33 protein-coding genes are annotated in these 22,818 nt (G+C 66.5%); 18 read left to right on the top strand and 15 right to left on the bottom strand.

Annotated elements, in window-relative coordinates:
- Positions 1 to 114: 114 nt before the first annotated feature.
- Both AB0J76_RS16975 and AB0J76_RS16970 read left to right on the top strand, forming a co-directional pair.
- The gene (locus AB0J76_RS16975; RefSeq protein WP_352323193.1) at positions 115 to 1,488 is read left to right on the top strand and encodes a hypothetical protein; all 1,374 of its coding nucleotides are present in this window, start codon (positions 115 to 117) and stop codon (positions 1,486 to 1,488) included.
- A 27-nt stretch (positions 1,489 to 1,515) separates the two neighbouring features.
- The gene (locus AB0J76_RS16970; protein ID WP_352323194.1) at positions 1,516 to 2,361 is read left to right on the top strand and encodes an FkbM family methyltransferase; all 846 of its coding nucleotides are present in this window, start codon (positions 1,516 to 1,518) and stop codon (positions 2,359 to 2,361) included.
- Here the strand turns inward: AB0J76_RS16970 and AB0J76_RS16965 are convergent.
- The 3 genes from AB0J76_RS16965 to AB0J76_RS16955 form a co-directional block, all read right to left on the bottom strand.
- Complete coding sequence (locus AB0J76_RS16965) at positions 2,338 to 2,607, bottom strand: hypothetical protein (RefSeq protein WP_352323195.1); 270 nt, start codon at positions 2,605 to 2,607, stop codon at positions 2,338 to 2,340. The two genes, AB0J76_RS16970 and AB0J76_RS16965, sit on opposite strands and share 24 nt — an antisense overlap.
- Entirely contained in the window at positions 2,604 to 2,876 is a 273-nt protein-coding gene (locus AB0J76_RS16960; RefSeq protein ID WP_352323196.1) for a hypothetical protein, read from the bottom strand. The genes AB0J76_RS16965 and AB0J76_RS16960 overlap by 4 nt, the downstream gene beginning before the upstream one ends.
- 204 nt (positions 2,877 to 3,080) lie before the next feature.
- Positions 3,081 to 4,778 (bottom strand): hypothetical protein, encoded by a 1,698-nt coding sequence (locus AB0J76_RS16955; protein ID WP_352323197.1) that lies wholly within the window; start codon positions 4,776 to 4,778, stop codon positions 3,081 to 3,083.
- A gap of 238 nt (positions 4,779 to 5,016) precedes the next feature.
- Here AB0J76_RS16955 and AB0J76_RS16950 point away from each other — a divergent pair, with 238 nt between their 5' ends.
- Complete coding sequence (locus tag AB0J76_RS16950) at positions 5,017 to 5,856, top strand: hypothetical protein (RefSeq protein ID WP_352323198.1); 840 nt, start codon at positions 5,017 to 5,019, stop codon at positions 5,854 to 5,856.
- Between the two features lie 20 nt (positions 5,857 to 5,876).
- On the opposite strand, the gene AB0J76_RS16945 is transcribed toward AB0J76_RS16950, so the two are convergent.
- From AB0J76_RS16945 to AB0J76_RS16925, 5 genes are all read right to left on the bottom strand, one after another.
- Positions 5,877 to 6,335: a GNAT family N-acetyltransferase gene (locus tag AB0J76_RS16945; protein ID WP_352323214.1), complete on the bottom strand. Its 459-nt coding sequence runs from the start codon at positions 6,333 to 6,335 to the stop codon at positions 5,877 to 5,879.
- 57 nt (positions 6,336 to 6,392) lie between these two features.
- The gene (locus tag AB0J76_RS16940; RefSeq protein WP_352323199.1) at positions 6,393 to 6,686 is read right to left on the bottom strand and encodes a hypothetical protein; all 294 of its coding nucleotides are present in this window, start codon (positions 6,684 to 6,686) and stop codon (positions 6,393 to 6,395) included.
- A gap of 466 nt (positions 6,687 to 7,152) precedes the next feature.
- Positions 7,153 to 7,629, bottom strand: coding sequence for an NUDIX hydrolase (locus AB0J76_RS16935; RefSeq protein WP_352323200.1), 477 nt, complete (start codon positions 7,627 to 7,629; stop codon positions 7,153 to 7,155).
- A gap of 30 nt (positions 7,630 to 7,659) precedes the next feature.
- Positions 7,660 to 7,854 (bottom strand): hypothetical protein, encoded by a 195-nt coding sequence (locus AB0J76_RS16930; RefSeq protein WP_364389863.1) that lies wholly within the window; start codon positions 7,852 to 7,854, stop codon positions 7,660 to 7,662.
- Positions 7,839 to 8,903, bottom strand: coding sequence for a hypothetical protein (locus AB0J76_RS16925; RefSeq protein WP_352323218.1), 1,065 nt, complete (start codon positions 8,901 to 8,903; stop codon positions 7,839 to 7,841). The genes AB0J76_RS16930 and AB0J76_RS16925 overlap by 16 nt, the downstream gene beginning before the upstream one ends.
- Here AB0J76_RS16925 and AB0J76_RS16920 point away from each other — a divergent pair.
- Complete coding sequence (locus AB0J76_RS16920; RefSeq protein WP_364390138.1) at positions 8,814 to 9,011, top strand: tyrosine-type recombinase/integrase; 198 nt, start codon at positions 8,814 to 8,816, stop codon at positions 9,009 to 9,011. The two genes, AB0J76_RS16925 and AB0J76_RS16920, sit on opposite strands and share 90 nt — an antisense overlap.
- 241 nt (positions 9,012 to 9,252) lie before the next feature.
- On the opposite strand, the gene AB0J76_RS16915 is transcribed toward AB0J76_RS16920, so the two are convergent.
- The 4 genes from AB0J76_RS16915 to AB0J76_RS16900 all read right to left on the bottom strand — a co-directional run bounded on the left by AB0J76_RS16915 (position 9,253) and on the right by AB0J76_RS16900 (position 12,176).
- Positions 9,253 to 9,504, bottom strand: coding sequence for a GntR family transcriptional regulator (locus AB0J76_RS16915; protein WP_352323202.1), 252 nt, complete (start codon positions 9,502 to 9,504; stop codon positions 9,253 to 9,255).
- Positions 9,505 to 9,607: 103 nt separating this feature from the next.
- Positions 9,608 to 9,853, bottom strand: a complete 246-nt coding sequence (locus AB0J76_RS16910; protein WP_352323216.1) for a winged helix-turn-helix domain-containing protein — start codon at positions 9,851 to 9,853, stop codon at positions 9,608 to 9,610.
- 1,046 nt (positions 9,854 to 10,899) lie between these two features.
- Entirely contained in the window at positions 10,900 to 11,616 is a 717-nt protein-coding gene (locus AB0J76_RS16905; protein WP_352323203.1) for a GntR family transcriptional regulator, read from the bottom strand.
- A gap of 5 nt (positions 11,617 to 11,621) precedes the next feature.
- Positions 11,622 to 12,176, bottom strand: a complete 555-nt coding sequence (locus AB0J76_RS16900) for a UTRA domain-containing protein (protein ID WP_352323217.1) — start codon at positions 12,174 to 12,176, stop codon at positions 11,622 to 11,624.
- A gap of 194 nt (positions 12,177 to 12,370) precedes the next feature.
- On the opposite strand from AB0J76_RS16900, the gene AB0J76_RS16895 reads away from it, so the two are divergent.
- The 10 genes from AB0J76_RS16895 (at position 12,371) to AB0J76_RS16850 (ending at position 18,337) form a co-directional block, all read left to right on the top strand.
- Positions 12,371 to 12,610, top strand: coding sequence for a helix-turn-helix domain-containing protein (locus AB0J76_RS16895; protein WP_352323204.1), 240 nt, complete (start codon positions 12,371 to 12,373; stop codon positions 12,608 to 12,610).
- 104 nt (positions 12,611 to 12,714) lie between these two features.
- Positions 12,715 to 12,918 carry a hypothetical protein gene (locus AB0J76_RS16890; RefSeq protein ID WP_352323205.1) on the top strand — a complete coding sequence of 68 codons (204 nt, stop codon included), beginning with the start codon at positions 12,715 to 12,717 and terminating at the stop codon, positions 12,916 to 12,918.
- Positions 12,919 to 13,201: 283 nt separating this feature from the next.
- A complete protein-coding gene (locus tag AB0J76_RS16885; protein ID WP_352323206.1) occupies positions 13,202 to 13,456 on the top strand; it encodes a hypothetical protein in 255 nt (84 codons plus the stop codon).
- Positions 13,456 to 14,817 (top strand): hypothetical protein, encoded by a 1,362-nt coding sequence (locus tag AB0J76_RS16880; protein ID WP_352323207.1) that lies wholly within the window; start codon positions 13,456 to 13,458, stop codon positions 14,815 to 14,817. Before AB0J76_RS16885 ends, AB0J76_RS16880 begins: the two co-directional genes overlap by 1 nt.
- Complete coding sequence (locus AB0J76_RS16875) at positions 14,814 to 15,131, top strand: hypothetical protein (RefSeq protein WP_352323208.1); 318 nt, start codon at positions 14,814 to 14,816, stop codon at positions 15,129 to 15,131. The genes AB0J76_RS16880 and AB0J76_RS16875 overlap by 4 nt, the downstream gene beginning before the upstream one ends.
- Positions 15,128 to 17,260 (top strand): hypothetical protein, encoded by a 2,133-nt coding sequence (locus AB0J76_RS16870; protein WP_352323209.1) that lies wholly within the window; start codon positions 15,128 to 15,130, stop codon positions 17,258 to 17,260. Before AB0J76_RS16875 ends, AB0J76_RS16870 begins: the two co-directional genes overlap by 4 nt.
- Positions 17,261 to 17,509: 249 nt before the next feature.
- A complete protein-coding gene (locus tag AB0J76_RS16865) occupies positions 17,510 to 17,791 on the top strand; it encodes a hypothetical protein (RefSeq protein WP_352323210.1) in 282 nt (93 codons plus the stop codon).
- Between the two features lie 8 nt (positions 17,792 to 17,799).
- The gene (locus tag AB0J76_RS16860; protein ID WP_352323211.1) at positions 17,800 to 17,964 is read left to right on the top strand and encodes a hypothetical protein; all 165 of its coding nucleotides are present in this window, start codon (positions 17,800 to 17,802) and stop codon (positions 17,962 to 17,964) included.
- 10 nt (positions 17,965 to 17,974) lie between these two features.
- Positions 17,975 to 18,136 (top strand): hypothetical protein, encoded by a 162-nt coding sequence (locus tag AB0J76_RS16855; protein WP_352323212.1) that lies wholly within the window; start codon positions 17,975 to 17,977, stop codon positions 18,134 to 18,136.
- A gap of 78 nt (positions 18,137 to 18,214) precedes the next feature.
- Positions 18,215 to 18,337 carry a hypothetical protein gene (locus AB0J76_RS16850; RefSeq protein ID WP_364389858.1) on the top strand — a complete coding sequence of 41 codons (123 nt, stop codon included), beginning with the start codon at positions 18,215 to 18,217 and terminating at the stop codon, positions 18,335 to 18,337.
- Between the two features lie 53 nt (positions 18,338 to 18,390).
- On the opposite strand, the gene AB0J76_RS16845 is transcribed toward AB0J76_RS16850, so the two are convergent.
- Positions 18,391 to 18,672 carry a hypothetical protein gene (locus AB0J76_RS16845; protein WP_352328054.1) on the bottom strand — a complete coding sequence of 94 codons (282 nt, stop codon included), beginning with the start codon at positions 18,670 to 18,672 and terminating at the stop codon, positions 18,391 to 18,393.
- A 244-nt stretch (positions 18,673 to 18,916) separates the two neighbouring features.
- On the opposite strand from AB0J76_RS16845, the gene AB0J76_RS16840 reads away from it, so the two are divergent.
- Genes AB0J76_RS16840 through AB0J76_RS16830 form a run of 3 tightly spaced genes read left to right on the top strand, consistent with a single transcriptional unit; the run spans position 18,917 to position 20,088 of the window.
- Positions 18,917 to 19,219 carry a type II toxin-antitoxin system RelE/ParE family toxin gene (locus AB0J76_RS16840; protein ID WP_352328055.1) on the top strand — a complete coding sequence of 101 codons (303 nt, stop codon included), beginning with the start codon at positions 18,917 to 18,919 and terminating at the stop codon, positions 19,217 to 19,219.
- A gap of 30 nt (positions 19,220 to 19,249) precedes the next feature.
- Complete coding sequence (locus tag AB0J76_RS16835; RefSeq protein ID WP_352328056.1) at positions 19,250 to 19,651, top strand: helix-turn-helix transcriptional regulator; 402 nt, start codon at positions 19,250 to 19,252, stop codon at positions 19,649 to 19,651.
- A complete protein-coding gene (locus AB0J76_RS16830) occupies positions 19,648 to 20,088 on the top strand; it encodes a hypothetical protein (RefSeq protein WP_352328057.1) in 441 nt (146 codons plus the stop codon). The genes AB0J76_RS16835 and AB0J76_RS16830 overlap by 4 nt, the downstream gene beginning before the upstream one ends.
- Before the next feature lie 483 nt (positions 20,089 to 20,571).
- Here AB0J76_RS16830 and AB0J76_RS16825 read toward each other — a convergent pair whose 3' ends face one another.
- Positions 20,572 to 21,252, bottom strand: coding sequence for an HNH endonuclease family protein (locus AB0J76_RS16825; protein WP_364389855.1), 681 nt, complete (start codon positions 21,250 to 21,252; stop codon positions 20,572 to 20,574).
- Between the two features lie 127 nt (positions 21,253 to 21,379).
- On the bottom strand, positions 21,380 to 22,150 hold the full coding sequence (locus AB0J76_RS16820; protein WP_352328059.1) for a GntR family transcriptional regulator: 771 nt from the start codon (positions 22,148 to 22,150) through the stop codon (positions 21,380 to 21,382).
- Positions 22,151 to 22,344: 194 nt separating this feature from the next.
- Here AB0J76_RS16820 and AB0J76_RS16815 point away from each other — a divergent pair, with 194 nt between their 5' ends.
- Positions 22,345 to 22,815 carry a hypothetical protein gene (locus tag AB0J76_RS16815; protein ID WP_352328060.1) on the top strand — a complete coding sequence of 157 codons (471 nt, stop codon included), beginning with the start codon at positions 22,345 to 22,347 and terminating at the stop codon, positions 22,813 to 22,815.
- The last annotated feature ends 3 nt before the right edge of the window (positions 22,816 to 22,818 follow it).

The raw sequence follows: 22,818 nt of genomic DNA, 5'->3' as shown, positions 1-22,818 counted from the left end.
GCGGATCGTACGACCCGGGACCCCCGGCCGACCCACTGTCCATGACGACCTTCCCTGCGGTACCCGGCTGTGCTTCCCTTAAGGGTGGCGACCGAAGGGTGGTATCTCGAAGAGATGAAGCGCGATGACTCCCGCTCCATCAACGCCTTGCGCGCCACGTCGCAATTCGCCGCCTTGGAACCGATCTGGGCCGGCATCACGTCCACCATGCAGCTACGGGCCCTGCTGGTGTTCGGGGCGCTCTTCAACGAGCGGGTCTACGTGCATGACACGCAGCTGGTGGACAACCCCCGGGTCGTGGGCGACTTCAGCAGGTCCGACCTGCGGGAGAACAACTTCTACCGCCTGCTCAGAGACCTCGTCGCGGGAGGCGTCGTCGCGGTCGGCCTCCGCGCCCACAACTACCTCTACCAGGAGGACCGGCTCGATCCCTGCGACTCTCTCGCCGAGGTCCTGGACAGCTGGAAGCGGAACAGCCCCGACGGGAAGGGATGGGTCGTCTCGCCGGTCTCGGCCGCCCGCGACCGCATGATCAGGGAACTGGACGGCGTTCTCGCCGGGGATGGTTCCGTCGTCGTCCGCTACGACTATGTCACCGCCAAGGACGACTTCATGCGGCAGGTCCGCGAGGCCGCCAACTCACCCGACTCGGTGCTGACCGGCCTGCTGTCGGCGCAGCCGATCGAACTGAGACGACGGTACGACGACATCCTGTCGAGGCCGCGGTTCTCCCACACCCCCATCTTCGCGCTGCTCCACGACTCCGGACTGCCGGTGAGCAGCGAGCTGATCCAGATCCACGGCCTGTTCGACGAGACCGCGCACGCCCGCGCGTTCAACGCGCGCATCATGGGCTCGGACTGGAACTCCGGGGACGCCACCGGCCTCGCCGAGGCCGTCCTCGCCGATGAGCGGCCCGCGCACGGCGGGCCGGACCCCCAGCTCGACATGCGGGAGCTCGTCGAGACGGCCTATCGGATGGTCGAAGGCCCGCCGCCCGACCTGCTGGCCATGCTGCGTTTCGAGGAGATACTCGAACTGCGCGAACAGGCCAGGGAGCTGTTCGAGATCCAGTCCTACCTCGAGGTCTCGAACGCCCGTGACGCCGACGACGTGCTGGCCGCCGCCCTGGCCGACTGCGCCGCCGACTACTGGCAGCGCGTCTGCGACCACATCCGGGCCACGCGTCCTCATCTGGCGGTCAAGCCCACGAAGCTCGGCATCTTCCTGCGCAGGAAGATGCCCGGACTGGCGAAGGTCGCCGAACGGTTCGCGATGACCGGCCTGTCGACGCTCACCGAAGTGGCGGTCAACGCGGTGCCGCTGGTCGGGGGCCTACTGGGCGAGGAGTCGAAACACAGCATGCTGCGGCGCGCCAACCTGGAGTTCGTCTTCTTCACGGACTCCTCCCGCATGCGGGAGCTCAGGAGCTACTACCCGCACCGCAGCTGGATCTCCTCCGACGCGAGAACGATCACACGTGGGTGAGCGCGGAACACCTCCCCGGGAGTCCTGATGTCGACGACGCCTTCCCTCTCCCAGCGCGACGGACTCACCTGGGCCCTCCGGCCCGCCAGCGGTGACCGCGTCGGCCCGGGGCCGCACGAGCAGGACATCTGGCGCCTCCTGCAGTCCTTCGCCGAGCCCGGTTCGGCCTTCCTCGACGTCGGCGCCCACGTCGGCCACTACGCCTTACGCATGGCCAGGGCCTTCACCAAGGTCGTCGCCGTCGAGCCGAACCCGGTGGCACTGCGCGCGCTGCACCTCAATCTGCGGCTCAACGAGATCGGCAACGTCGACGTGCACCCGGTGGCCGCGCACGACTCCGGAGGACGACTACGGCTCTGGGACCCCTACGACGTCACCGCCGGCCCCTGCACGCGTACGCTCGCCGCCGGCGAACCGGCGACCGTCCCCGCCGACTGCCTCACCTCCGCGCTCCACCACGGCGAGGAGGGGTACGGCGCGTTCCTCGGCGAGGCGGACGGCCTGCCGATCGACGCCATGGCCTCCCGGTCCCGGGAGCGGATCCGGCTGGTCAAGGTGGACATCGAGGGACATGAGGGGAAGGCGCTGGCGGGCGCGGCGGAGACGATCGCCCACCACCAGCCGGCACTGCTGATCGAGATGCACGACTCCATGTACGGCGAACGCATCAGGCAGGAGGTGATCGAGCAGCTCACCCGGCACGACTACGCCTGGTGCGACTTCTCGCTCTACCAGCGATCGAAGATGACCCGGTCGGACATGTGCCCCTACATCTACGCCGAGCCGGTCAGCACGCGGCGGATGCGGGACGTCCGCGACTTCGCCGTCCGGGCGAACGACGGCGCGGCGTCACGCTGGGTGACGACTTCGTGAGACGGTGAGGATCACCAGGCTCATCTCCTCGTGCCGCACCCAGCACAGGGCCTCGAAGTCGCCCATCTCCGCCTTCAGCAGCCCCGCCTCCTTGTCGATCGTGCGCAGCAGGCCCGAGTCGAGGTCGGTGGAGAGATACTCCAGGCAGTCGAGGACGAACGTGGCGGCCATCGGCTCCGCGGCGTGCACGGCACGGATCTGCCGCACCGCCGCCGACGAGAGCTGGATCTCGTAGTAGCCCTTCATGAGGCCAGCTCACGGCGCAGGTCGCCGAGCCGCATCGTCTCCATGCCGCTTTCGAGCTCCGCGATCAGCCTCAGCCCCGACCGCCGGTCGGCGGCGTCCTGAGCCTCGTTGAGCAGGTCGACGCCGGCGGCGGCCACCTCGTAGGGCACCACCGCGGCCACGAGGCGGCCGGCCTGCTCCAGCAGGACGACCTCTCCCGCCGTCGCCTGGTCGATGGCTTCCTGGACGGCGGCCGCGGTGGCGGGGATCCGCAACGTGCGATTTCGCATGGCAGGTGGCTCTCCGTTCGCGGACTGCGCAGCCCCTTCGGCTTAAGAGCCCTTACCCCGGGCACCTCCACCACAATACTTCGCGGCCGTTACGGAGAAGTCGCACTCAGTGCACATCGGCCTGGCGATCGGAGAGCGTTCCCGCCCGGCCCGTGCCGCATCCGCTCCTTGCCGCTGACCAGCCCCGGCACGCCCGGCCTCGGATCAGGACTTCAGCTTCAGCCTCTTCCTCGACGCGCCCGGGAACACGACGACCAGGTGCTCCTCCCCCGCCTCGCCGATCCGCACGTGGACACGGAGCCGGTAGCGGCCCTTCCCGGCGATCGCCAGGTTCGGCATCGGGGCGCCCGCGCCCACCTCACCGCCGTCGCCCATCTCGGGCACCGCGAGCCGGCCGCCGCGACTGACGATCGGCACCTCGTGGACCTGATCCCACCCGGCGGTCCGCAGCGGCGGCGCGGCACGGAAGGCCTTCACCGTGAGGCACAGATCGACGACGTCCTCGACGTGCCCGATGAGCGCCGTGCTGCCGGCCACCCCGATGAGGGCGCCGTCTTCGTAGGACCGGGCCGTCGCCAGCTCCGCCTCCTCCATGGCCGCCTCGCCCTCGCCGTCCTGCACCAGGTATCCCGGATCGCCGTCGACGAACAGGAAGTACTTGGCCGTGGCCTGGACGACCCCCTTCGTCCGGGGCCACGGGTCCCGGCACTTCGCGTTCTCCCCGGCGAGGCGGGCCGCGTTCGCCGCCGCCTCCTCCGCCGTCGACCGCAGCAGGTCGGGACGGGTGGCGCCGATGATCTCCGGGCAGAGGTAGACGAGCTCCTCGGGGTCCACCCGCCAGGCGGCCCGGGCGCTGCCGGCCCGCGTCAGGATCGCCTCCTGCTCGCCGGCGTCCTTGGCACGGCACAGCGCCCGTCCGTACGCGAGGACCGCCTGGTCCGACGTGGTGTCGGGGAACATGGGCGGAGTCGCGCCGTCCGTGCTCCGCGCCCGGCACAGGAACACGGCGTCGCGGTCCGCGAGATTCACGTCACCGAAGCTGGGCCGGCTGTAGCACTCCGCCGACCTGGCGGTGTAGGTCAGGCGCGCGTCCTGCTCCGGATTGATCAGTACAACGGGCGACAGCACCGCGACGGCCGCCACCGCGACGCGGAACCCCCGCCACCGGACGGGCGGAAGATCCGCCGGGCGGCCCTCGGCGGGCAGCTCACGAGCGGTGGCCGCGATCCACACGGTGGTGAGGAGCCCTGTCGCGTCCATCGCGATCACCATCGCCAGACCGCCGCCATAGGGTCCTCCGACGAGGAGGTTGAACGGGATCGCCAGCGCGTAACCGCCCACCGACGCCACCCCGGCGATCAGCGTGCCGCGGCTCCAGCGGCCGTCACGCCACTGCCCGAGGACGGTGACGAGGGTCGCCAGCACTCCGCCCCCGATCAGGATCACCTGGATGACGCCGCCCGGTCCGAGCTCCGGGAGGTCGAGGTCGTCGAGCAGGTTGTCGGCCGCCCCGGCCAGCTCGACCGCGAACAGCACTCCGGCCACCCCGCGCAACAGGCGGGACCGCCACCGGATGACGAGCAGGTAGAGGACGTCGATCGCAGCCCACAGAACGAGCGTGAACGCCGCATCGACCGCGTCCGGGAGCAGCGCCAGCGGGTACCACAACACGAGCGCGTGGGCCACCGCCAGATACAACAGCCGGCGCAGCGCCCTCTCCGCGCGGTCCAGCGACCCCGGTTCCGGGGTGCGCAGAATCAGCCACAGGAGCGCGGCCTTCACCAGGGCGGCCCCGAACAGCGTCAGACCGACCGAGGCGCCGGACCCCTCGGCCGTGTCCAGCTCGCCGAAGGTCGGGGGCGACCACTCGGCGGCCACCCAGAGCCAGGTGTCGCCGAGCACCAGTCCCGCGACCGCCGTCAGAAGAATCAGACTTACTAATCCGATCCTGATAAACCGCCATAAATGTTCCGAAGACACGGGACGCGATCTTAGTGCGATCTTGGCGCGGCACCGCCGCACCGGCCGGCACAGCGGAACAAACGATGCCGTACCGGTGTCCGGCCAGGCGCCCCCATTCACCGGCGATCTGATTTGATCATCACTGTTCGACCGGCATCGGCACGCACGGGAGACCGCCTTGACCGCAGACAGCCGCACCGGAAATTCACGCAGAACCGGGTATGTCCTCGTCGTCATCCTCGTTCTGCTCGCCTGTCTGGCCGAAGGCGTGCACCTGTTCGGCGGGCGCGCCGAACGCATGCGCGAGGTCTATGGCGGCGCCTTCCAGGTGGCGCATCCGGAGTACGACGTCATCGTGGGCCACGAGGTGGGTGTGGGCCCCCTGTCGATGGGCGTGACGGTCAGCAGTTTCGAGACGCATCCGAGTCTGCGAGGTCGTCCAGCACACGAAGAGATAGTGACCGACGTGCTGGGCAGGACCTCCGCTCCCGCCATGCCGGAGGCGATGATGAGCCCGTTGCTGCGCTCGTTCCACGGCGGCGAGGGCGTCGACGAGCCGGCCAAAAGCCAGGCCCGCCAGGCGATAGCGGCCCTGGGCAAGAACGACTTCTCCACCGCCGTCGTGGAACTCACCGCCCCCATGACCGAGAACGAGCTGACCACCGCCTTGGACGTGCAAGGAATCCGATTGGACGCCGTGTTCCTGTTCCTCTCCCGATCGCGCGGGGACGCCGACAAACCGGTCTACTGGCGGTCGTGCGCGGTCTATGAAACCGAATGCCAGAACACTTCGCCGATCGAGCTGTACAGGCGTTGGGCGGCCAAGCTGGAGTGGACCGACGCACTGAACCTGAAGTCGTTCGGGCTCGATCTCCGCCGTTTACGTCAGGCGGCACATGAAGGCAGGATCTATGGATTGGTCGTCTACGGACACTCGAAACCGGCACTCACCGAGCTGATCGGAAAACCCGGAGTACGCACGATCGAAATCGTCGGCTCATCTCGCATAGGGTCATGACCCCCGCTCGGCGCCCCGCCTCAGAACGACAGCTTGAACCCGTCATGACTGCGGGCGAAGCCGAGAGAGTCGTAGAAACGATGGGCCTCGGTGCGGCGCTTGTTGCTGGTGAGCTGGACCAGGGTGCAGCCGCGGGCGCGTGCCCGCTCGATCGCCCAGGTGAGCAGTTCGCGCCCGAGCCCCGCCCCACGTCGATCGGCACGCACCCGGACCGCCTCGATGAGCGCCCGCTCCTGCCCGTGTCGTCCCAGGCCAGGGATGTACGTCAGCTGGAGGCAGCCGACGACCGTACCGTCTGCCTCGTCCATGACGATCATCTCGTTGCGCTCGTCGGTGTCGACGGCCTTGAATGCTCGCTCGTACGCCTCGTCGACCTCAACGGTTTCGGGATCGACCACCGTGTCCTCGTCGGCCAGGAGCGCGATGATCGCGGGCAGATCCCGGCGCGTCGCAGTACGAATCGTCACACCACAGAGCATGCCAGCCACCGAAGCACAGTCGAACGCCGGCCACCGCCGTTGAGGCGGCCGGCCACTCTATCCGTCTGAAACGGATATGCGTCGCCGTGAAAGGAAGGCGGCGAACAACGTGACCCCGCCTACGGCGATCAGCACGGTAGCGGGAATCTTGACGAGGTTCCGCCGGTCTGTGCAGTTGTCCATATGTTGCAGCCTGTCGGCCAAGTCGGAGGACGGATCGAGTTGCTGCCAGGTGACTCCGACAAATGCCGAGCCGCAGGATTCACCACCTGCCGTAACGGACATCAGGCCAGTGAGAATGCCCGAGCCGATCAACAGGAAGGCGACGAACGCCATCGCTTTGGGAGACATGCCAGTCCTCACGTGGATCCAACCGCAGTGGATCATTTCATGACGAGCCTTGGGCCGGGAAGCCGTTGGGATCGGCCATTGGCAGTGCAGGCGTGGCACCGCATCGGGGGTGGAGCCTCGCGCCTACCTTGCTTTGAGCCTTGCGGATGACACGCACGCTCCTAACCCGTACTACCCGAGTCGCGTGCCCATGCCGACCGCAAGATCGTCCACGCCATGAACGCAAAGATCGAGAAAACCCTCGCACCGGCTAATGGCACGAAGCCCCGTTTCCGCGAGCGGAAACGGGGCTGTTCTACGAGGTGGGCGGTACTGGGTTCGAACCAGTGACCCCTCGCTTGGCACGGCTCGCCGCGAGAGGGTGGGACCTCGGGTGATTTGGGGCCCCCTCGGCGAACGTTCCGCCCTGGTCCTTAATCGTCCACGCTCGTCTTGGCCGTAGTCACTCAGATAGTCACTCAGATAGTCACTCAGCGGGAACGGCCTGGCCATGCTCCAGATAAACGGTCCTGCCAAGCTCGCGTGCAGTGGCGGCGGCCTTGACGCGACGAGCAAGCCGCTCGATCAACAGCCCGTCCAGTTCCTCGACGGGATGAAACTCGTAGGCGCTCAACTCGTTGTCCACGAACCTGATCTGCTTGAGCAACTCGCCGTCCAAGGTGCCGCCGTCGAACACGAACAGGACCTTGTCGCCCTCCTTAGGGAGGGGCGCCCAATCGACCACGAGGAGTCGACCGATGGCCGGCTGAATGCCCAGCTCCTCCTGCACCTCTCGAACGCACGCCTCGTACGGGGTCTCCCCCGGCTCGACGTACCCGCCCGGGATGTCCATGGACGGCTTGTACGTAGGACGAACAAGAAGCACACGGCCGCCGTCATCGAAGAACAGCGCACCGGCGGCGGCACGGGCCTGGGCGAACGGCGGAGCCTCCTGATCGTTCACAGCCCCGACCTTACGCCACGGGGACTGTCTTCACACGATGTGCAGTCGCCGGGCGAGAGCTGCGAGTTGGCAACTGGGTTTGCCCTTCTGCCTTCTGATCCACGACATCGTGAGCTGGCGGCTGAGGTAGTGATGGCGCACCTGCTCGGGAGCGATGGTCTCGGCCTCCAACAGCGCGGCCATCGCGTCGTCGGTACGGTTCCACAGGCTCAAGGCATGCGCCACGGCCAGGCCATGACGAGCACGACGTTCGATCGGAAGCCCGCTGGTATCCAGTTCGGCCCGAGCTCCACAGCCACCTGGATGTCCCCCAGCTCGATTGCCGTGGCCACCTGATGGATACGCACGTTCGTCGGCCCGAACGCGGTCCAGACATGGTTGGCGTCACCGCCGAGCCGCACCGCCGCTTCCTGTGCCTCGGCGAGGAACGCGCGTGTCGTGCTGCGGTCGTCGTCTCGCGCCGCCGCCATCGACCCGGCGAGGTACAGCGTGCCGTACACCGAAAGCAGCTCAGCCGTGGCGTGCGGGAGGTCAGGAGACAGCAGGTCGGCGGCGTCAATCGTGAGTTGCTTGGCTGCCTCGTAGCGGCCGTTGGACAGAAGGGCGTGGGTCACGGAGCGAAGCAATGAGGCCGTCACGAGCTGATCACCGGATTGCTGTGCGAAGGAGACTCCCCGCTCAGCGGCGATCCATGCGAGATCAGCCTCACCCACCCTGGCCAGGATGCTGGCAGCGGCGTGGTAGACCTGCCCGAGCACTCCCGATGCGGCCATGCGCGCGTCACCGTTCGCTGCGCGCGCAGCATGATGCGCCTCCCCCCGGAGTCCGGGCAGAGTCCGTATCACGTAGCCGTACTGGGCTCCTTGGTACGCCCGCCACACCTCCGCAAGGGCACGTCGCAGGTCGGCCTGCCCGGAGGGTTCCGCGTTCTCCACGAGCCCGGCCATCGGCGAGAGCTGCCGATAGTCCGTGATCGCGGCGCGCAGTGCTGGGATGGTCTGATCGCCGCTTTCGTCCGTCCACTCGAACAGGTGCGGCTCGGCCAGGAGATCACCGAGGGACACGTCCAATACCCTCGCCAGGGATTTGATGACGGACAGACGATCCAAGGTGATGCGGTCGTTCTCCACCTTGCTCAGCCAATCGGTGGTCCGTCCCACCAGCCCAAGATCGGCTTCCCTGGCCTGCACTTCCACGATCTGCGGCACACCGGGAACACGATCGCCGCCAGCTCCGGCGCGAGCCTCAAAGATCTCATGCAGCGCATGGGACACGACTCGGTCCGGGCCGCGCTGATCTACCAGCACAGCACGGCGGAGGCAGACCGCAAGATCGCCGACGCCATGAACGCGAAGATCGAGAAGGGTCCTTGCACTGGCTAATGGCACGTTAATGGCACGAAGCCCCGTTTCCGTGATCGGAAACGGGGCTCTCTTCGCTGGTGGGCGGTACTGGGTTCGAACCAGTGACCCCTCGCTTGTAAGGACCGCCCAAACGAAAACGCCATCTGGATCAACGCAAGAAACCCCTGCTCAAGGGCCTTTCGGAGGGCATTCGCGGGGCGCTCACGGAGCACTCATTGGGAGATCACATCTCCCAATCCTCTCCCACTCCTTCGCAGGGTCAATCCGAGGCGCCACGCTCCGGCCGAGGTACCACAAAGGTGCCTTTGCCGGGTATCGCACGAATATAGCCGTCTTCCTTCAGTTTGTTCAGAACCTTCTTGACCGTCCCCCTAGCGACACCAAACTCCTGCTCTAGGTGCGTTATGGACGGAAGCGGCATGCGCGGCTTGTAGACACCGGTTTGGATACGTTTACGCAGAACGTCACACATCTGCTCCCACACCGTCTCATCCGGCGCCCACTCGATCATGTGGCCGACCGTAGGAGGGCATGGCAGCGCCTGGTCTGCCGAGGCAGGGCATGCCCGGGCATGCCCTAGCGTGCCCTGGTGCCTGACATGTCCGACAGTTCCATCAGCTTTCGGGAGTCTTCACCGACGCCACGAACGTCCCGACACCACGCACCGAGTAGGCGACGCCTTGCTCCCGCAGACGGGTCATCACCTTCTGGGCAGTGTTGGGCGCGATGTCGAACTCTTCCACCAGTTGATGCTGCGAAGGCAACTGCGTGTCCGGCAGATATGTGCCGTCTGCGATCCTTTCCTTCAGGATCTCGGCCACTTGAGCCCACTTCGGCGCATTGGGCTTCCATTCGATCATCACTGGAAGACCGTACGCATCCATGCTTACCTGCGGAAACTCACGCAGTACCGTGGTACCCCATGGTTAAGCATGGTTATGCTGGCTACTCTGAGCCCTGAACGAAACCGAGGCCCGACCAAGGTGTTCGCGTGCCTGAACAGGGCCCCATGTCGAACTATGGAGGTCGACTCATGGCGCAATCTTCGCCAGCCAGTACGTCCGCCCACCTCCCCGACATTCCTGAGTGCACAGTGATGCGCACCGATGATGGGCAGCTACACCTCACCCACGAGAGCGGTCGAACAGCCATCGCCCACACCGACCGTGGCGCGATGCTTGTCGGAATGGCGCTGCGTATCCTCGCCGCGTACGCCAAGCCACAGCCCCCCGGTCTGCGCCCCATTCAGTGGGTCCATGACAGGGAGGACACCTTTCGCACGGGCGACCTGGCATGACGGCCGGGGTGCGCGTACAGGTGCCCTACATCACCGCCTTCAGTGGAGAGGATGTCACCTACCAACTCGCGATCGCCCCTGCACTGGAAGCCACTAACGGATTTCGACTCTCCTACTCTGACCCCACAGAAAGCGACTGGCTGTTCGGTGTGCTTTGGCATCGACACGGCATGAGCCGCGCCGGCCGCCCCGAGTGGAAACTGGTCAATACCCCCAGGCAGCGCCGCTGCATGCTGCGCCTGCTGTGTCAGGTCTGCGGACAGCCGGCCACACAGGACGGGCGGATCTGGTGGGTTATGGCCGAGCCGCCTCCGATGAGTGGAGCGGGTCACCCGTTTACGAACGCTCCCCCAACCTGTCGATCCTGTATCCCGGCGTCCAGGCAGCTCTGCCCTCGACTGCGACGGTCGGCGCATGTCTACACCGCCGCTACGGCTGTGCCTTATGGAGTCGTGGCCGACACATACAAGCCAGCCGGCCGCGGACTAGTGTCCGTTGGCGGCAGTGTAGAACTTCCCTTGGAAGCGTTCCGTGAGCTGGAGTATGCGTTGGCGAAGCAGCTGATCGTAGCGCTGGACGGCCTGCAGCAGGCGCACCTGCCGTAAGCCCCTATTGCTCAATCGGTTGATGGTAGAGCAGCTCGTACAGATGTCCACCCTTCACAAGGATCGACACCTCAACGGGTCGCTCGTTGTCGCTGAAAATGACGCGAAACTGCCGGAAGACGGGGACGTTGGGCGGCAAGGCGAGGGCGTCGATCTCTTCCTTCAGGGGCTGGCGAACCGAGACGCGGTCCTGAAACGCTCTCTCGGGAAAGCCCAGCTCTGCGAGCACCCGCGGAGCGCCTCCCGGGATCCGGGCCTTACGCGCGAGCGGAGTGCCCGCCGCGAATGACGATGGGTAGTACGACGAGGACAGCTCCACCGGCTCGCCGTCATGAAGAAGTAGGCGTTGGCGGAGAACGACCCGCTCCCCCTCGACAAGACAGAGTGCGCTCGCCACCTCCTTCGACGGGTTCATCTCATCGACTTGCAGCACGTCGTACTTGTATCCGCGTGGCGATGGCTCCTTGTAAGCCGACGCGGCCACCACGAAGGGCTGTTTGTTGCGGACGAACACGGCCTTTCCGGTCTCGCCGCGGACGAAGCCTTCGTCTTTGAGCATGCCGATCGCCTTTGAGACCGTCGAGCCTGCTACCCCGTACATCTCAGCAAGGCGTGGAGTGGACGGGAGAGCCACCCCAGGCTCGAAAGCTCCGGACATGATCTTTTCGCGCAGGTCCGCAGCAACTTCTTGGCTGGGCCGTCGCTTGTCATCGGTCGCCAACGTGGTCAGCCTTCCTGGTCAGGTGCGGTCACTTCGTAGCGGAGCTCCCGCCCGGCAGCGATCATTATCATCACGGTGGCCTCGAATGGAATGTCGTCCGCTGCATAGGTGACGCGGGTCAAGGTCAACACCCATGCGTCCGGGCTGACCCGGAGCAGCTCTTGCTCTTGCTTCGTTGCAGGCCGCGCGCCCACTGTCTCCATGACACGGCGTGGACGCAAGCCGAGGCTTTCGAGGAGCGTAACTGCGCCTCCGCGGATTTTGCGTGGCTCCGCAAGCGCCGTGCCCTGCGCGACTGAGAGCGGATAGTAGGAGTCTGCGATCTCGACAGGTTCGCCGTCTAGTAGGACCAGGCGACGACGGACAATAGCCGGCTCCCCATCCACAAGGCCCAACGCTCTGGCAATCCCCTCCGGCGGCTGGGCCACCGTGACTTCGCGAAGCTCGTTTGAGCCAACACTCCCTTGAGCGGCAGCCTCGTCAGTCCACGCGTCCCTTTCTCCAGGCGGCCGAGGACGCACGTATGGGGTCGACTGGCTGGTCCATGTCGTGCGCTCCATGAGGCTCCCTTGCACGTTGCGACGCCAACATCCTTGCCACCTTACTCGAAAGGCGGCAAGGCCGTCGATCAACAAACCTGCACCTCACTACCCGGATACCCTTTCTGCCTTTCGCGAAAGGATGCTTGCGGCCTTTCGCGAGTCGCAGTACGGTTGAGACTCACCAAGAGCGACAGGATGCACAAGGAGCACCGTTGAGCGACAAGAGCGCTAAGAGCGGTTCCGGCGCTGACGATCGCCGCCAAGCGCTGCCGATCTCTGAAGTCGCCGAATTGCTCGGCGTCGCGCCAATCACTATCCGCCGCGCGGTAGCAAGCGGCGAGTTCCCGCATGTTCCTGTGCGGAGCCGCAAGCAGGTCCCTCGCGACTTCGTCGAAGCGCTGCTCGCCTCGCCCAAATGGGGCGCGAAGCCGGACGCGGAGGTGGCGGTCTAATGCGCACATTCCCCCAGGACATGCTGAAGGCGGCCCCCATCCGCCAAGACCGAGGCCGCCCGCATGTCCCTCTGGCCGGTCAAAGCTGGAAGGACTCCACCATCATGGCATACCCCGACCCTGATCACCTCTGCGTGTCCGCCGCCGACCTGCGAGACCTGGCCGACGAGGTGGCCCACCTGTATGCCCGCGTCGGCATGGTCCTCAACGCCGCCGCTGTGGACCTCGCACCGGCCACGGTTCTGCCCTCCAACGTCATCCGCATCGCGGACTACCGTCCCCGTTCCACCCGTCAGGCGGTGTCGTGATGACCACCGCCGAGATGGAAGCGCTCGCTGCTGACCTTGAGTGGCGGATGCGAGTCCCACCCGAGCAGCTCGCGCACACGGTCGACACCCGCGGCTGCACGTGCTCTGCGTGCGTCCCCAAGGCGACGAGATGAGACCGGCCCGGCTGTTGTCCCTCCAGGTCTACGGGCCCACATCAGCCGGGCTCTCCCCTACTCCCCGTCCGCGGCGTGGCGTGTCCGGAATCCAACCATCTCGCCCCGCGGACGGGGCCCACACCACACGATCTGAACGGATCTCCGCGATGAAACCCTCACACCAGCCGGGCGAGGTCGTGCCGGCCCCGACCGTACCGGCGGAGGCTCGCGCGCAACTCCTTCGAGTGACCGCCCGCGGCGCGACGACCAGCGACGCCGCCGAGCAGGCCGGCCTCACCAAGCTCACCGCCTGGCGCTACCTGGACCTGATGCGACGCGAGGGCGCTGTGCACCTGCGGCCGACCGCTGACGGGTCCGGCGCCGAGTGGTGGAAGACCACCAAGAACCGCAGGAGCAGCTGATGGACTGGGCCTCATACCTCCCCCCCGCCTGGGTGGTGTGGATAGCCGGCGGGGCGCTCGCGCTCGCAGTCGTCAGCGTCCCCCTGGCCATGCTGTGGGGGGCGTGGAAGACCCGCGGCAAAACTGCCAAGCCGGTGCCGGTCGAGGACAAGCTGACCTGGTTCATTGCGGCCATTGCCACCAGTGTCTCCGCGTCCGGCATGTGGAAATTCGCCGGCGACGTCCTCAAGCTCGACGGCTTCTGGCGGGCGCTGTTCTTCGCGTTCATTGAAGGCGCCATCGTCATCTCCGCCCTACGAGCACGGCGCAGCATGCGCGAGAACTACACCGCGGGCCTGGACGGGATCGCCGTGTGGGCGCTCGCTGCACTGACTGCTGTCCTGGCCAGCATCGACGCGCGAAGTCTTGGCGAGGTCGTGTTCCGGCTGTCCGCGCCGCTGGTCGCAGCGTGGCTGTGGGAGCGCGGCATGCGGCTGGAGCGCCGGAAGCTGCGCGGCATGTCAGGCATTCACTGGCGCATCACCCCCGAACGACTCCTCGTCCGTCTGGGTCTCGCCGAGGCGCGCGACCGCAGCACGACCGAGGTCGACGCCCACCGCCGACTGACCCGGGTGGCTCTGGCTGCCAAGAAGGTCCACCAGCTCCGCGCCATCGACGCCTCCCCGCGGAAGGTCCGCAAGGCATCCGCGGCGCTCGACCGGCGTCTGGACGAGGCCGTCGCCCACACCGGGCTCGCCCGCGACGACCGCATGAAGTGGGCGCTGCTCGACCAGGTCGGCACCCTGGGCGGCGCAGAGTCGCTGTGCGACCTGCTCTCCACGGCCGCCGGCCCGTGGGCACAGACGGACCACCCGCTCGTCACCGGCGCCGCCAAGCATCACGAGGCCGTCCAGCTCGCCGAAGCGATGCGCGAGTGGACCGACGCCATCAACCGGCAGCGCGACCCCGAAACGTCGTCGGCCATCAAGTCGATGGCCGCCTACATCGCCCAACTGGAGGGCCGTCCCGCCCCCCAGTTTGAAACCGAGGATGAAACCCGCCCCCCGGTTGACGATCAGGTTGAAGGCGAGGTTTCACAAGCTGCCATCGACGAGCTGATCAACAACTACCGCGAGACCGCCAACCGCGCCCCCGATGAAACCGGCAATGAAACCGCCGATGAAACCCGCGCCACCGAGGCCATGTGGGCTCACTGGCAGCAGGTTGTCGAGGTCGAACGGCGTATCCCCACCGGCACCGAGCTCGCCAACGCAGGGGGATGCACCCCCCAGTACGGCGCCCGGATGCGCACCAAGTGGCTGGAGGCCATGGACGGTCGTACCCGCCGCGCTCTCCTGCCTGGAAAGAGGAACGGATCATGAACTCCTTCCTGATGCTCGCGCTCGTCGCTCTCGGCGTGCTCTTGGCCACCAACCGCCGCGAGCTCGGCAACGCCCGCACCCTGTCGGAGATGTGGGAGCCGGCCCGCGCCAACGGATGGGGCCGCGGTACCGCGCTGACCGTCGCCGGGCTGTTCGTGTTCGCGCTGCTGCTCGCAGCCAGCCTCGGCCTGGTGGCTCTCGCCGTCGCCACCAAGACCGTGCAAGGGGTCGGGTTCGTGGCCGGCATCGTCCACGAGCACCTGCGTGACCTGCTCAACCCGCCCCTCCCGATCGGACGTGTGGAGACGGCATGACCCCCAACCCGCGCCCCGACCTGCCGCTGGAGGAACACGGCACGGAGGTGGCCCGCCAGGACGATGCCGGCGAGCTGGAGCAGATGGTTTACGAGGGCGAGGTCCTGTCCGACCAGCCGGACCGCCCCAGCCGCCTGCCCGCGGTGGTCGTCGAGGGCATCACCGTTCTCCGCTCCGACCGGAGCAAGCAGGTAGCTCGCGTGGTCGCCCGGGAGAGCGTCACCGTAGCGCAGGGCTGGCACTCCTGGTGGGTGCGAGCCTGGGACGGGCTGACGCTCGGCACCTACCGCAAGCAGATCCGCATCGCCGACGCCACCGGCAACCAGGAGGCGCTCGCGTTGTGGCAGGACCGCAAGGAGCAGGCGGTGCAGCGGCGGCGTGACCGCATGCTGGAGCTGCCGAAGGTGGCCCTCAGCGTTCTGAAGGTCGCCGTCGGGGTCGTCGCCCTGCTGCTGGTGCTGATCCCCCTCATCGCACTACTGGTGTGGATGACCGGCGGCAACGGCATCGACGTGTTCCGATGGGTCGGCGGCGTCATCCGGTTCCTGTTCGACGCCATCGCGTTCCTGTGGGTCCCCGCCCTGGTCGCCGCACCGATCGTGGCCGTCGTGGCAGGCCGGAGGGAGGGGCGACGCAAGGACACGATCGCTCCGAAGTGGCTGGCCACAGAAGCCGGCAAGGTCGCCGGGGAGACGTCCAGTAAGGACTCAATTCCCGATGAGAGCGCCATCCTGCAAGCGCTCCGCCACCTGGATCTCGCCCCGCTCAACAAGGCGTTCAAGGCAGGCTGGCGGCCCCGCTGGATCCTTCCGACCGAACGGGACGGCAACGGCTACCACTCCCAGCTCGAACTACCCATGTCCGTCCCCGTCGAAATGATCGTCGAGAAGAAGAAGACGCTGGCGCACAACCTGTCGCGCTTCCCGATCGAGGTGTGGCCGACAGAGCCGCGCACCATGCCCGGCGTCCTTGACCTGTGGGTCGCCGACCAGGGCGCCCTCTCCGGCCCCGTCCCCGACTGGCCGCTCCTGTACGAGGGCAGCACCGACTACTTCACGAGCGTCCCCTGCGCTGTCGACATCCGCCGCCGGCCCATCAACGGCCGGCTGTTCGAGGCCAACTACGCGATCGCCGGAATGATGGGATCAGGCAAGAGCAGCCTCATCATTACGCTCCTGCTGGGCGCACTCCTGGACCCACTGGTCGACGCGGACGTGTTCTGCATGGCAGACAACGCCGACTACGACCCGATGGCGCCGCGCCTTCGTACGCTCAGGACCGGGACTGGCGAGGACGTCGCCGAGCACTGCCTGGCGACGATGAACGACATCTACGACGAGCTGAGCGTGCGCGGCAAGGCACTCAAGGAGCACGGGGTCCGCGCGGCGAGCCGAGCGTTGGCAGAGAAGGACGAGCGGCTACGCCCCCGCGTGATCGTGGTGGACGAGTGCCAGGCGCTCTTCCTGCACGAGAAATTCGGGCAGAAGGCGCTGGAAATCGCAGTGAAGACCGAGAACGCCGCCCGCAAGTACGCGGTCACCATCGTCTACGCGACGCCAGAGGCATCCTCGGACTCGCTGCCCCGCCGTCTCATCGCGATCACCTCCAACAAGGCGTGCTTCGCAATCGGCGACCAGACCAGCAATGACGCCATCCTGGGCACCGGCTCCTACAAGGCCGGCATCTCCGCAGTCGGCCTGGAGCCGAAGACCGACGAGAGCCTCGGCGACGTCGGAACGTTCATGGGCCGGGGCTTCACCCCGAAGCCGAGCCTTCTGCGCTCCTACTTCGTCTCCCAGAGCCAGGCAGTCCCCGTAGTGCAGCGTGCCCTACAGATCCGCGAGAAGGCGGGATACGGGACGGGCAGGCCCGCGGCCCTGCAAGCGCGGGACCTCCTGGACGACTTGGACGAGGTCCTGGGTAGCGACCGGGTCCGCTTGGCCGACGTGCCGGCCCGTCTGCGGAGGCTGGCCCCGAACTGGCTGCCCTACCAGAACCTGACCGGCATCGAACTGAAGGACATCCTCACCCGCGAGTACGGCGTGAGGGTGACCAACCCGCACAACGTCCTTCACCTCGACCCTGCCGACTTGAGGCGGGTACGCGACCAGCGCGAGGCAGGTGAGTGAGGGCGAGCATGCCGGCGAAGGCACCCGAGACGGCCCATTCATGGCGCTTGCCTCACCCCTGCTAACCGCCTAACCGAGCTAACAAATCGCAGGTCAGAGAGAGCGCCCAGGCGCACTGGCCCTCAGGTGAGATCACTAACCGTGTTAGTCGCTCTCGCCGCTCTCAGCTAACCGGATGCGGTGGCTGCGGAGGCTCCCCCGACCGGTTCGGGAGGGCGTCCGGAGCGCCCCGCTCCCCCATTCTCCTCAATGCCGATCAAGAAAGAAGACAAGGTGTTCAGCTTCCTCGACAAGGTCGCCAACGCCGGCGCCCGCAGCACCATGCCGGCCGAGATGCTCACCCACGCCAAAGACCAGGGCCGGACCACGAGCAGGCGCAACCAGCTCGCTCAGATCGCGAACGGCTTCGGCGTGAGCCGGGACGCCAAGCGGGCGGCGTGGGACCAGCTCGTCAACGCCGTCGGCCCGGCCGAGGCCAAGCAGTTAGTCGACCAGGCCGCCCACAAGGTGCGGACCTCTTTCTCCCGCTAGGAGCAGCCATGAACCGCAAGAGGAAGTTCGGCCTGTACCTGCTGGCCGCGTTCGCGATCTTCTATCTGTTCACCCGCCCCGCGCAGGCCGCCACCGCGGTGCACGGCGTGTTCGACGGGATCGTCCACGGGGCCAACCAACTGTCGGTGTTCTTCACCAGCGTCCTCGCGTAGGAGACAACCCATGTTCGGCAAGAAGAAGCAGCACCTGCAAGAGATCGAACGCGACATTGCGGAGACGCGGAAGCGGATCGCTGAGAAGCGTGGAGCCGCCGCATCGGCAGGACACCGCACGGTGAATGCGATCAACGAGGCGTCCCTCCGCCGGGTCGAGCGTGGCCGCTGACGTTGCGGGTGTCCGCCACGGTCGGGGCGTGGCGGACGCCCGGAGCAGCCAGCTCCACCACCACCGAAGGAGATCACCATGAGCGACGAGAAGAGCTGCGAAGGCCACGTCGTCAAGTGCGGCACTTGCAGCGGTAGCGGCAAGGTCATGGGCTTCAAGTGCAACGTCTGTGAGGGCGTCGGCAGCGTCCTTCTCAAGTAGCGATCGACGGCTCGTGAGCCCCCGGCCTTCCCACGATGGGGCCGGGGGCTCACTCACGCCTTGGCTGCTTCGCGCAGCCGGGCCTGAACCTTGGTCCGGTCGCCGGCCTCGACGTCCTTCCAGAACGGGTGCCGGTGGATCCGCTCCACGATCTGCAGCCGCTCCTCCCGGGCCGTGGCGAGGGTCTGTCGCTGCTCGTCGCTCAGCTCGGCTTCCAACGCCGCTACAGAGACAGGAGACGGCTCAGCGGCCACCAGCTCAGCACAGCGGGCCTCGGCCTCGTAGAACGCCTTCTGTGCGTCGATCAGGTCCTGCGGTAGTTCGTAGTCAGCCATGACGGTCTCCCCCGATAGAGCGCGGTTCGGGAGGATCCTACGACCGAAGGAGTGTGCGCCACGACGATGAGCCGTCAGTGCGCGTCGTGACCAGATCGAGTCCTCAAGCCACGGGCTTAGCAAACAGCGTCCCAGGTAGATTCGAGGCTTCCGTGACCGCCTGGAGTCCTATGGATGGTGCAACGTGGCGGAAGTGCCCGAGGCCAAGTGGGAGTTGTACAGCACGGAGTCTGGGCATCGAATCGTGAGCGACGAGATCAAGGAAGTGCTCGGGAACGGTCCGCCCACGCGCGAGCTCGGGAACCTCATGACCCGCATTCAGCGCAATCAGGCTCTGCCGCGCGACACCAAGGCTCTCGGCCAAGGACTCTTCGAGGCGCGGCTCACCTACGCCAGCAACGAGTACCGCCTGTACTACGCCTACGGGCCTCAGAAGGAACACATCCTCCTCGGATTGGCCTTCCACATGAAGGGCAGCCAGGGCGCTCAAAAGCGGATTATTACCCGTGCGAGGGATCGTCTAGCCGACTGGTTGCAGAGAATATAAGGTGAACCCGATACGAGGAGGTCGACTGTGATGGATCCCCACGTCGCAGAACTGCTGGGCATCGACCTAGAAGATCCCGAAGTGCAGCGGGAGAACGCGGCCATCGATCGCGACATGCGACTGATCGAGACGCTCGTGATGATGCGTAGACAGCGCGGACTCACTCAAGCCGAGGTCGCCGAGCGGATGGGACGTAGCCAGCCGGCCGTCTCCGACTTTGAGCGCCTGGGCGGCGACCCTCACCTCTCGACCATCCGTCGATACGCGCTGGCTATCGGGGCGGAAGTCGTTCACACGGTGACCGCTCCAGGTGCAAGCTCCACGACGAACTCCGTCACAACACAAGTTCGGGTGTGCACTTTCGGCCTTCCACGCAGCTCAGGGACCACGTCTGAGCCGCTCAGTCTTGACTTGAAGCAGGCCGTGCTGTGATCCAGGGCTTTCTCGTACTCGCCGACTCAGCTACCACCGATCAGACAACCGGCAAAGTACACATGCTCGGCGCCGGCTGGTCTCTGACGGGGCCAGTCGTGCCTCCGTCTGCGGTCGCCGGCTTCCTGCGCGTCCCATGGGATGAAGTCGAGGGCCAAGTCCAATTTCGCCTGCTCCTCGTGGATGAGAATCGCGAAGGAGTGAAGGTGCTCCACGACGATGGCGAGAATCGCGCGATCGGCTCAGAAGGGGTCATCTCCCTCCTCAACGCCCGGCCTACTGACGAGATCGCCAAGGGCATGCCCCTCAACTTGAGCTTTGCGGTCTCGGTTCCCCCCCTGCCGTTGCCAGGAGGCCACACATACGAGTGGATCCTTGAAATCGGCGATTCAGAGGTGGCGTCCGTGAGCTTCGGCGTGCGCTCGGTCGAAGCGTAGCCCGCTCCAGTCGTCCCACCCTCGCTACTGGACTCTCTCGTGTCCGCATCCGGACAACCAAGGCCGCAACTCTCGGTGAGTAGCAGGCGTCTCACCCTTGTCACGTTCCATCCCCCACGCACCTGGAGTCCCTAGTGCTCAGACGCCTGCTCGTGTCCGCCGCTCTGATCGGCTCGGCGCTCGCCGTCCCCGCAGCCGCCGTGCCGGCCTTGGCAGCGGTTCAGGTCCACGCCGCCTCTTCCACGTCCGCTTGCACCTACCAGCGGTCCGGTAACCACTGGAGCTGTGTCACCCCCGGCGCGTACTGCCCGGCCGCCGCCCGAGGCAAGTACGGGTATGCGAAGGGGACCAGCCGCCGGTACAAGTGCAGCGAGTACAGCAACCACCAGTGGCGGTGGAAGCGCGCCTGAGCTAGGCCAACGCAACGAAGCCCCCGTCCGATCCGCGAGGACCGGGCGGGGGCCTGTCGCTGCAGGAGGTAGGTCAGACCTGGTCGCCGGTCTCTGGCAGGCGCTGGTCAGGACACGCGGCGCCAAGCTCCGTCAGAGCTTGCTGCTCGGCTGTATCGATGGAGAGGGACCACCGCATCTTGACCGCGGCCCACTCGGCCGCGTACCTGCAGCGGGCCGGCTCGAACGGCGGCTGCCACGTGGCGGGATCTTGATCCGCTTTCTGACGGTTCGAGCGGGCCGTCACAGCGACCAGATGCCATGGTTCGCGCAGGTCATTGGCGTAGTCCTGACGCTGCGCCGGGGTCCAGTCGTAGGCGCCACTGTCCCATGCCTCTGCCAGCGGCACGAGATGATCTACGTCGAGTCCGCTCGCGCCCTCCACGTACTGATCGTCGTAGTAGGAATACCACCGGCCTCCCGACAGCCGACAGCCGGCTTCGACCTCGGGAGCATCGATGGCCTCGTCGATCAGGACTTCGGCCCGCGTGGAACAGGAATCGCGATCTTCGTCGATCCAGTGGCGGAACTTCGTCCTGACGTACCCCTCGCGCCGTTCGTCAGCGACGGGTAGCTCGGCCACAGCATCGGCCAGCAGCGGGCCAAGACGATGAGAGTGAGCGGCGGCTGTGGCGGACGCGGCGGGGGCGACTGCCATGGAGGCTGCGAGCAGGATGGCGGCGGCCATGGCCATGCGGCGCGGGGGGTGTGACATGCTCCGACCCTTCATCTGACTACAGCGAGAGACGATCAGTCACACACTGTAGCGATGGGCGAGCGTGCGGTTACTTAGCGCAGAGGTGACAGGAACCTCCCGCTACCCGACGCGGGAGGTTAGTCGGTTACGAAGGGTCGGCGGGGTAGCGGTAGCGCAGGTTCCATTGGTACGTCGGCATGACGTAGGTGGTGACCTTGACGGCTCGGTCGTCCGCCGTCCACCCAACATGAAAAATCTCGTAAACCCACTGATCAGGGATCATGCGCAAGAAACGCGCTTCGTCGGGCGTCGGCGGCCGGACACGGATGTTCTCTTCGAGCTCGACCTGCGCATGCCCCAGTTCGGCCAGGCGGCTACTAATTCCGCCGACTCCCGGGTCGAGTTCGGCGATCGGCGTCCCGTCGGCGATGCTCCGCGGGATGTAGCTGATCGCGATCTGGATCGGGACGTCTTCGGCCTTCATGCGCCGCGCACGGATGATGACGCTGTCGGTGTCCGCGTCAACGCCCAGGGCGTCGGCCACTTCCTGTGGAGGCTGGCCTGCCGACACCGTGTTGGCGGAGTTCAATTCGTAGCCGAGCTGGGCCAACTCGCTCGCCAAGGACCCTCGGGCGCCCCCGCGTTCGCGATGGGCGCGAGTGTGCCTCACGGCAGCATCACGCAGCAGGGGCGGCAGCGCGTGGACATAGGTCCCCACGCCCATGTGCACGTAGACCAGCCCTTCGCCTTTCAAGATCCGCAACGCCTTGTTCACGGTGGCCCGGTTCACGTTGAGCTCTTGCGCAAGCTGATCTTCGTTGGGGAGCAAGGAGCCGCGGGGGTAGACGCCGTCGTGGATGGCCTGACGGATGGCGTTCGCCACGTCGCGATAGCTGCCGCCTGATGTGATCACCATCTCACCCTAGCCGAAGTATGTACTACATACTCATTGACCCCGCCCTGCCCGAGGTCTATGAAGTATGTAGTACACACTCCGCTGACCTGCAAGAACGATCAGCAGACTCGACCACGCCAAGGGCGGACGGCCGTAAGTGTGTGCTGCAAAGCCGCCCCAGCCCGGGGCGGATCCCAACTCCCTCGGAGGACGAAATGACCATCACCATCGAACGCCCCACCCTGGCCGACCCCGCGATGCTGGTCACGCCGCAGCTGTTCGACCGGCTCACCGCACGTATCCGCGCCGACTACCCGGAGCACGCCGACCAGGCCGACGACATCATGACGCAGGCGCTCGCGTTCCTCGCCGCGTGCGCCGCCAACCCGGGCGCCGGCCTGGGCCCGTCCGAGCTCGTCGACATCGGCTGGCATACCTTCCTGATGTACACCGAGGAGTACGCGCGGTTCTGCACCCGGATCGCCGGCCGGATGATCCACCACCAGCCGGACGACATCCCCGGCCAGACCGGCGGTGGTGCCGGTATCACGGCCACCATCAGCGCGATCAAGGCGACGGGCTACCGAGTGAACTCGGCGCTGTGGCCGACCGCCGCCGACTGCAGCAGCGGCGGCGGCGACAAGTGCAGCCAGTGCCACGCGGGCTGTGTCGACAGTCCCAAGTAGGCG

It is taken from the genome of Nonomuraea sp. NPDC049624 (genome assembly GCF_040675255.1).
GTDB lineage: Bacteria > Actinomycetota > Actinomycetes > Streptosporangiales > Streptosporangiaceae > Nonomuraea.
Note: the sequence above shows the minus strand (reverse complement) of the source record. Positions and strands in the feature narration are given on the sequence as shown.

What these genes read in the sequence shown, in the direction of transcription:
- AB0J76_RS16890 (WP_352323205.1), top strand. Translation starts at nt 12,715, where the DNA reads ATGGCATACCCCGACCCTGATCACCTCTGCGTGTCCGCCGCCGACCTG.
- AB0J76_RS16850 (WP_364389858.1), top strand. Translation starts at nt 18,215, where the DNA reads ATGAGCGACGAGAAGAGCTGCGAAGGCCACGTCGTCAAGTGCGGCACT.
- AB0J76_RS16820 (WP_352328059.1), bottom strand. Translation starts at nt 22,150, where the DNA reads ATGGTGATCACATCAGGCGGCAGCTATCGCGACGTGGCGAACGCCATC.
- AB0J76_RS16860 (WP_352323211.1), top strand. Translation starts at nt 17,800, where the DNA reads ATGAACCGCAAGAGGAAGTTCGGCCTGTACCTGCTGGCCGCGTTCGCG.
- AB0J76_RS16900 (WP_352323217.1), bottom strand. Translation starts at nt 12,176, where the DNA reads ATGGAGCGCACGACATGGACCAGCCAGTCGACCCCATACGTGCGTCCT.
- AB0J76_RS16940 (WP_352323199.1), bottom strand. Translation starts at nt 6,686, where the DNA reads ATGTCTCCCAAAGCGATGGCGTTCGTCGCCTTCCTGTTGATCGGCTCG.
- AB0J76_RS16825 (WP_364389855.1), bottom strand. Translation starts at nt 21,252, where the DNA reads ATGTCACACCCCCCGCGCCGCATGGCCATGGCCGCCGCCATCCTGCTC.
- AB0J76_RS16970 (WP_352323194.1), top strand. Translation starts at nt 1,516, where the DNA reads ATGTCGACGACGCCTTCCCTCTCCCAGCGCGACGGACTCACCTGGGCC.
- AB0J76_RS16835 (WP_352328056.1), top strand. Translation starts at nt 19,250, where the DNA reads ATGGATCCCCACGTCGCAGAACTGCTGGGCATCGACCTAGAAGATCCC.
- AB0J76_RS16845 (WP_352328054.1), bottom strand. Translation starts at nt 18,672, where the DNA reads ATGGCTGACTACGAACTACCGCAGGACCTGATCGACGCACAGAAGGCG.
- AB0J76_RS16875 (WP_352323208.1), top strand. Translation starts at nt 14,814, where the DNA reads ATGAACTCCTTCCTGATGCTCGCGCTCGTCGCTCTCGGCGTGCTCTTG.
- AB0J76_RS16945 (WP_352323214.1), bottom strand. Translation starts at nt 6,335, where the DNA reads ATGCTCTGTGGTGTGACGATTCGTACTGCGACGCGCCGGGATCTGCCC.
- AB0J76_RS16880 (WP_352323207.1), top strand. Translation starts at nt 13,456, where the DNA reads ATGGACTGGGCCTCATACCTCCCCCCCGCCTGGGTGGTGTGGATAGCC.
- AB0J76_RS16975 (WP_352323193.1), top strand. Translation starts at nt 115, where the DNA reads ATGAAGCGCGATGACTCCCGCTCCATCAACGCCTTGCGCGCCACGTCG.
- AB0J76_RS16815 (WP_352328060.1), top strand. Translation starts at nt 22,345, where the DNA reads ATGACCATCACCATCGAACGCCCCACCCTGGCCGACCCCGCGATGCTG.
- AB0J76_RS16865 (WP_352323210.1), top strand. Translation starts at nt 17,510, where the DNA reads ATGCCGATCAAGAAAGAAGACAAGGTGTTCAGCTTCCTCGACAAGGTC.
- AB0J76_RS16870 (WP_352323209.1), top strand. Translation starts at nt 15,128, where the DNA reads ATGACCCCCAACCCGCGCCCCGACCTGCCGCTGGAGGAACACGGCACG.
- AB0J76_RS16965 (WP_352323195.1), bottom strand. Translation starts at nt 2,607, where the DNA reads ATGAAGGGCTACTACGAGATCCAGCTCTCGTCGGCGGCGGTGCGGCAG.
- AB0J76_RS16910 (WP_352323216.1), bottom strand. Translation starts at nt 9,853, where the DNA reads ATGATCGAATGGAAGCCCAATGCGCCGAAGTGGGCTCAAGTGGCCGAG.
- AB0J76_RS16885 (WP_352323206.1), top strand. Translation starts at nt 13,202, where the DNA reads ATGAAACCCTCACACCAGCCGGGCGAGGTCGTGCCGGCCCCGACCGTA.
- AB0J76_RS16855 (WP_352323212.1), top strand. Translation starts at nt 17,975, where the DNA reads ATGTTCGGCAAGAAGAAGCAGCACCTGCAAGAGATCGAACGCGACATT.
- AB0J76_RS16960 (WP_352323196.1), bottom strand. Translation starts at nt 2,876, where the DNA reads ATGCGAAATCGCACGTTGCGGATCCCCGCCACCGCGGCCGCCGTCCAG.
- AB0J76_RS16915 (WP_352323202.1), bottom strand. Translation starts at nt 9,504, where the DNA reads ATGATCGAGTGGGCGCCGGATGAGACGGTGTGGGAGCAGATGTGTGAC.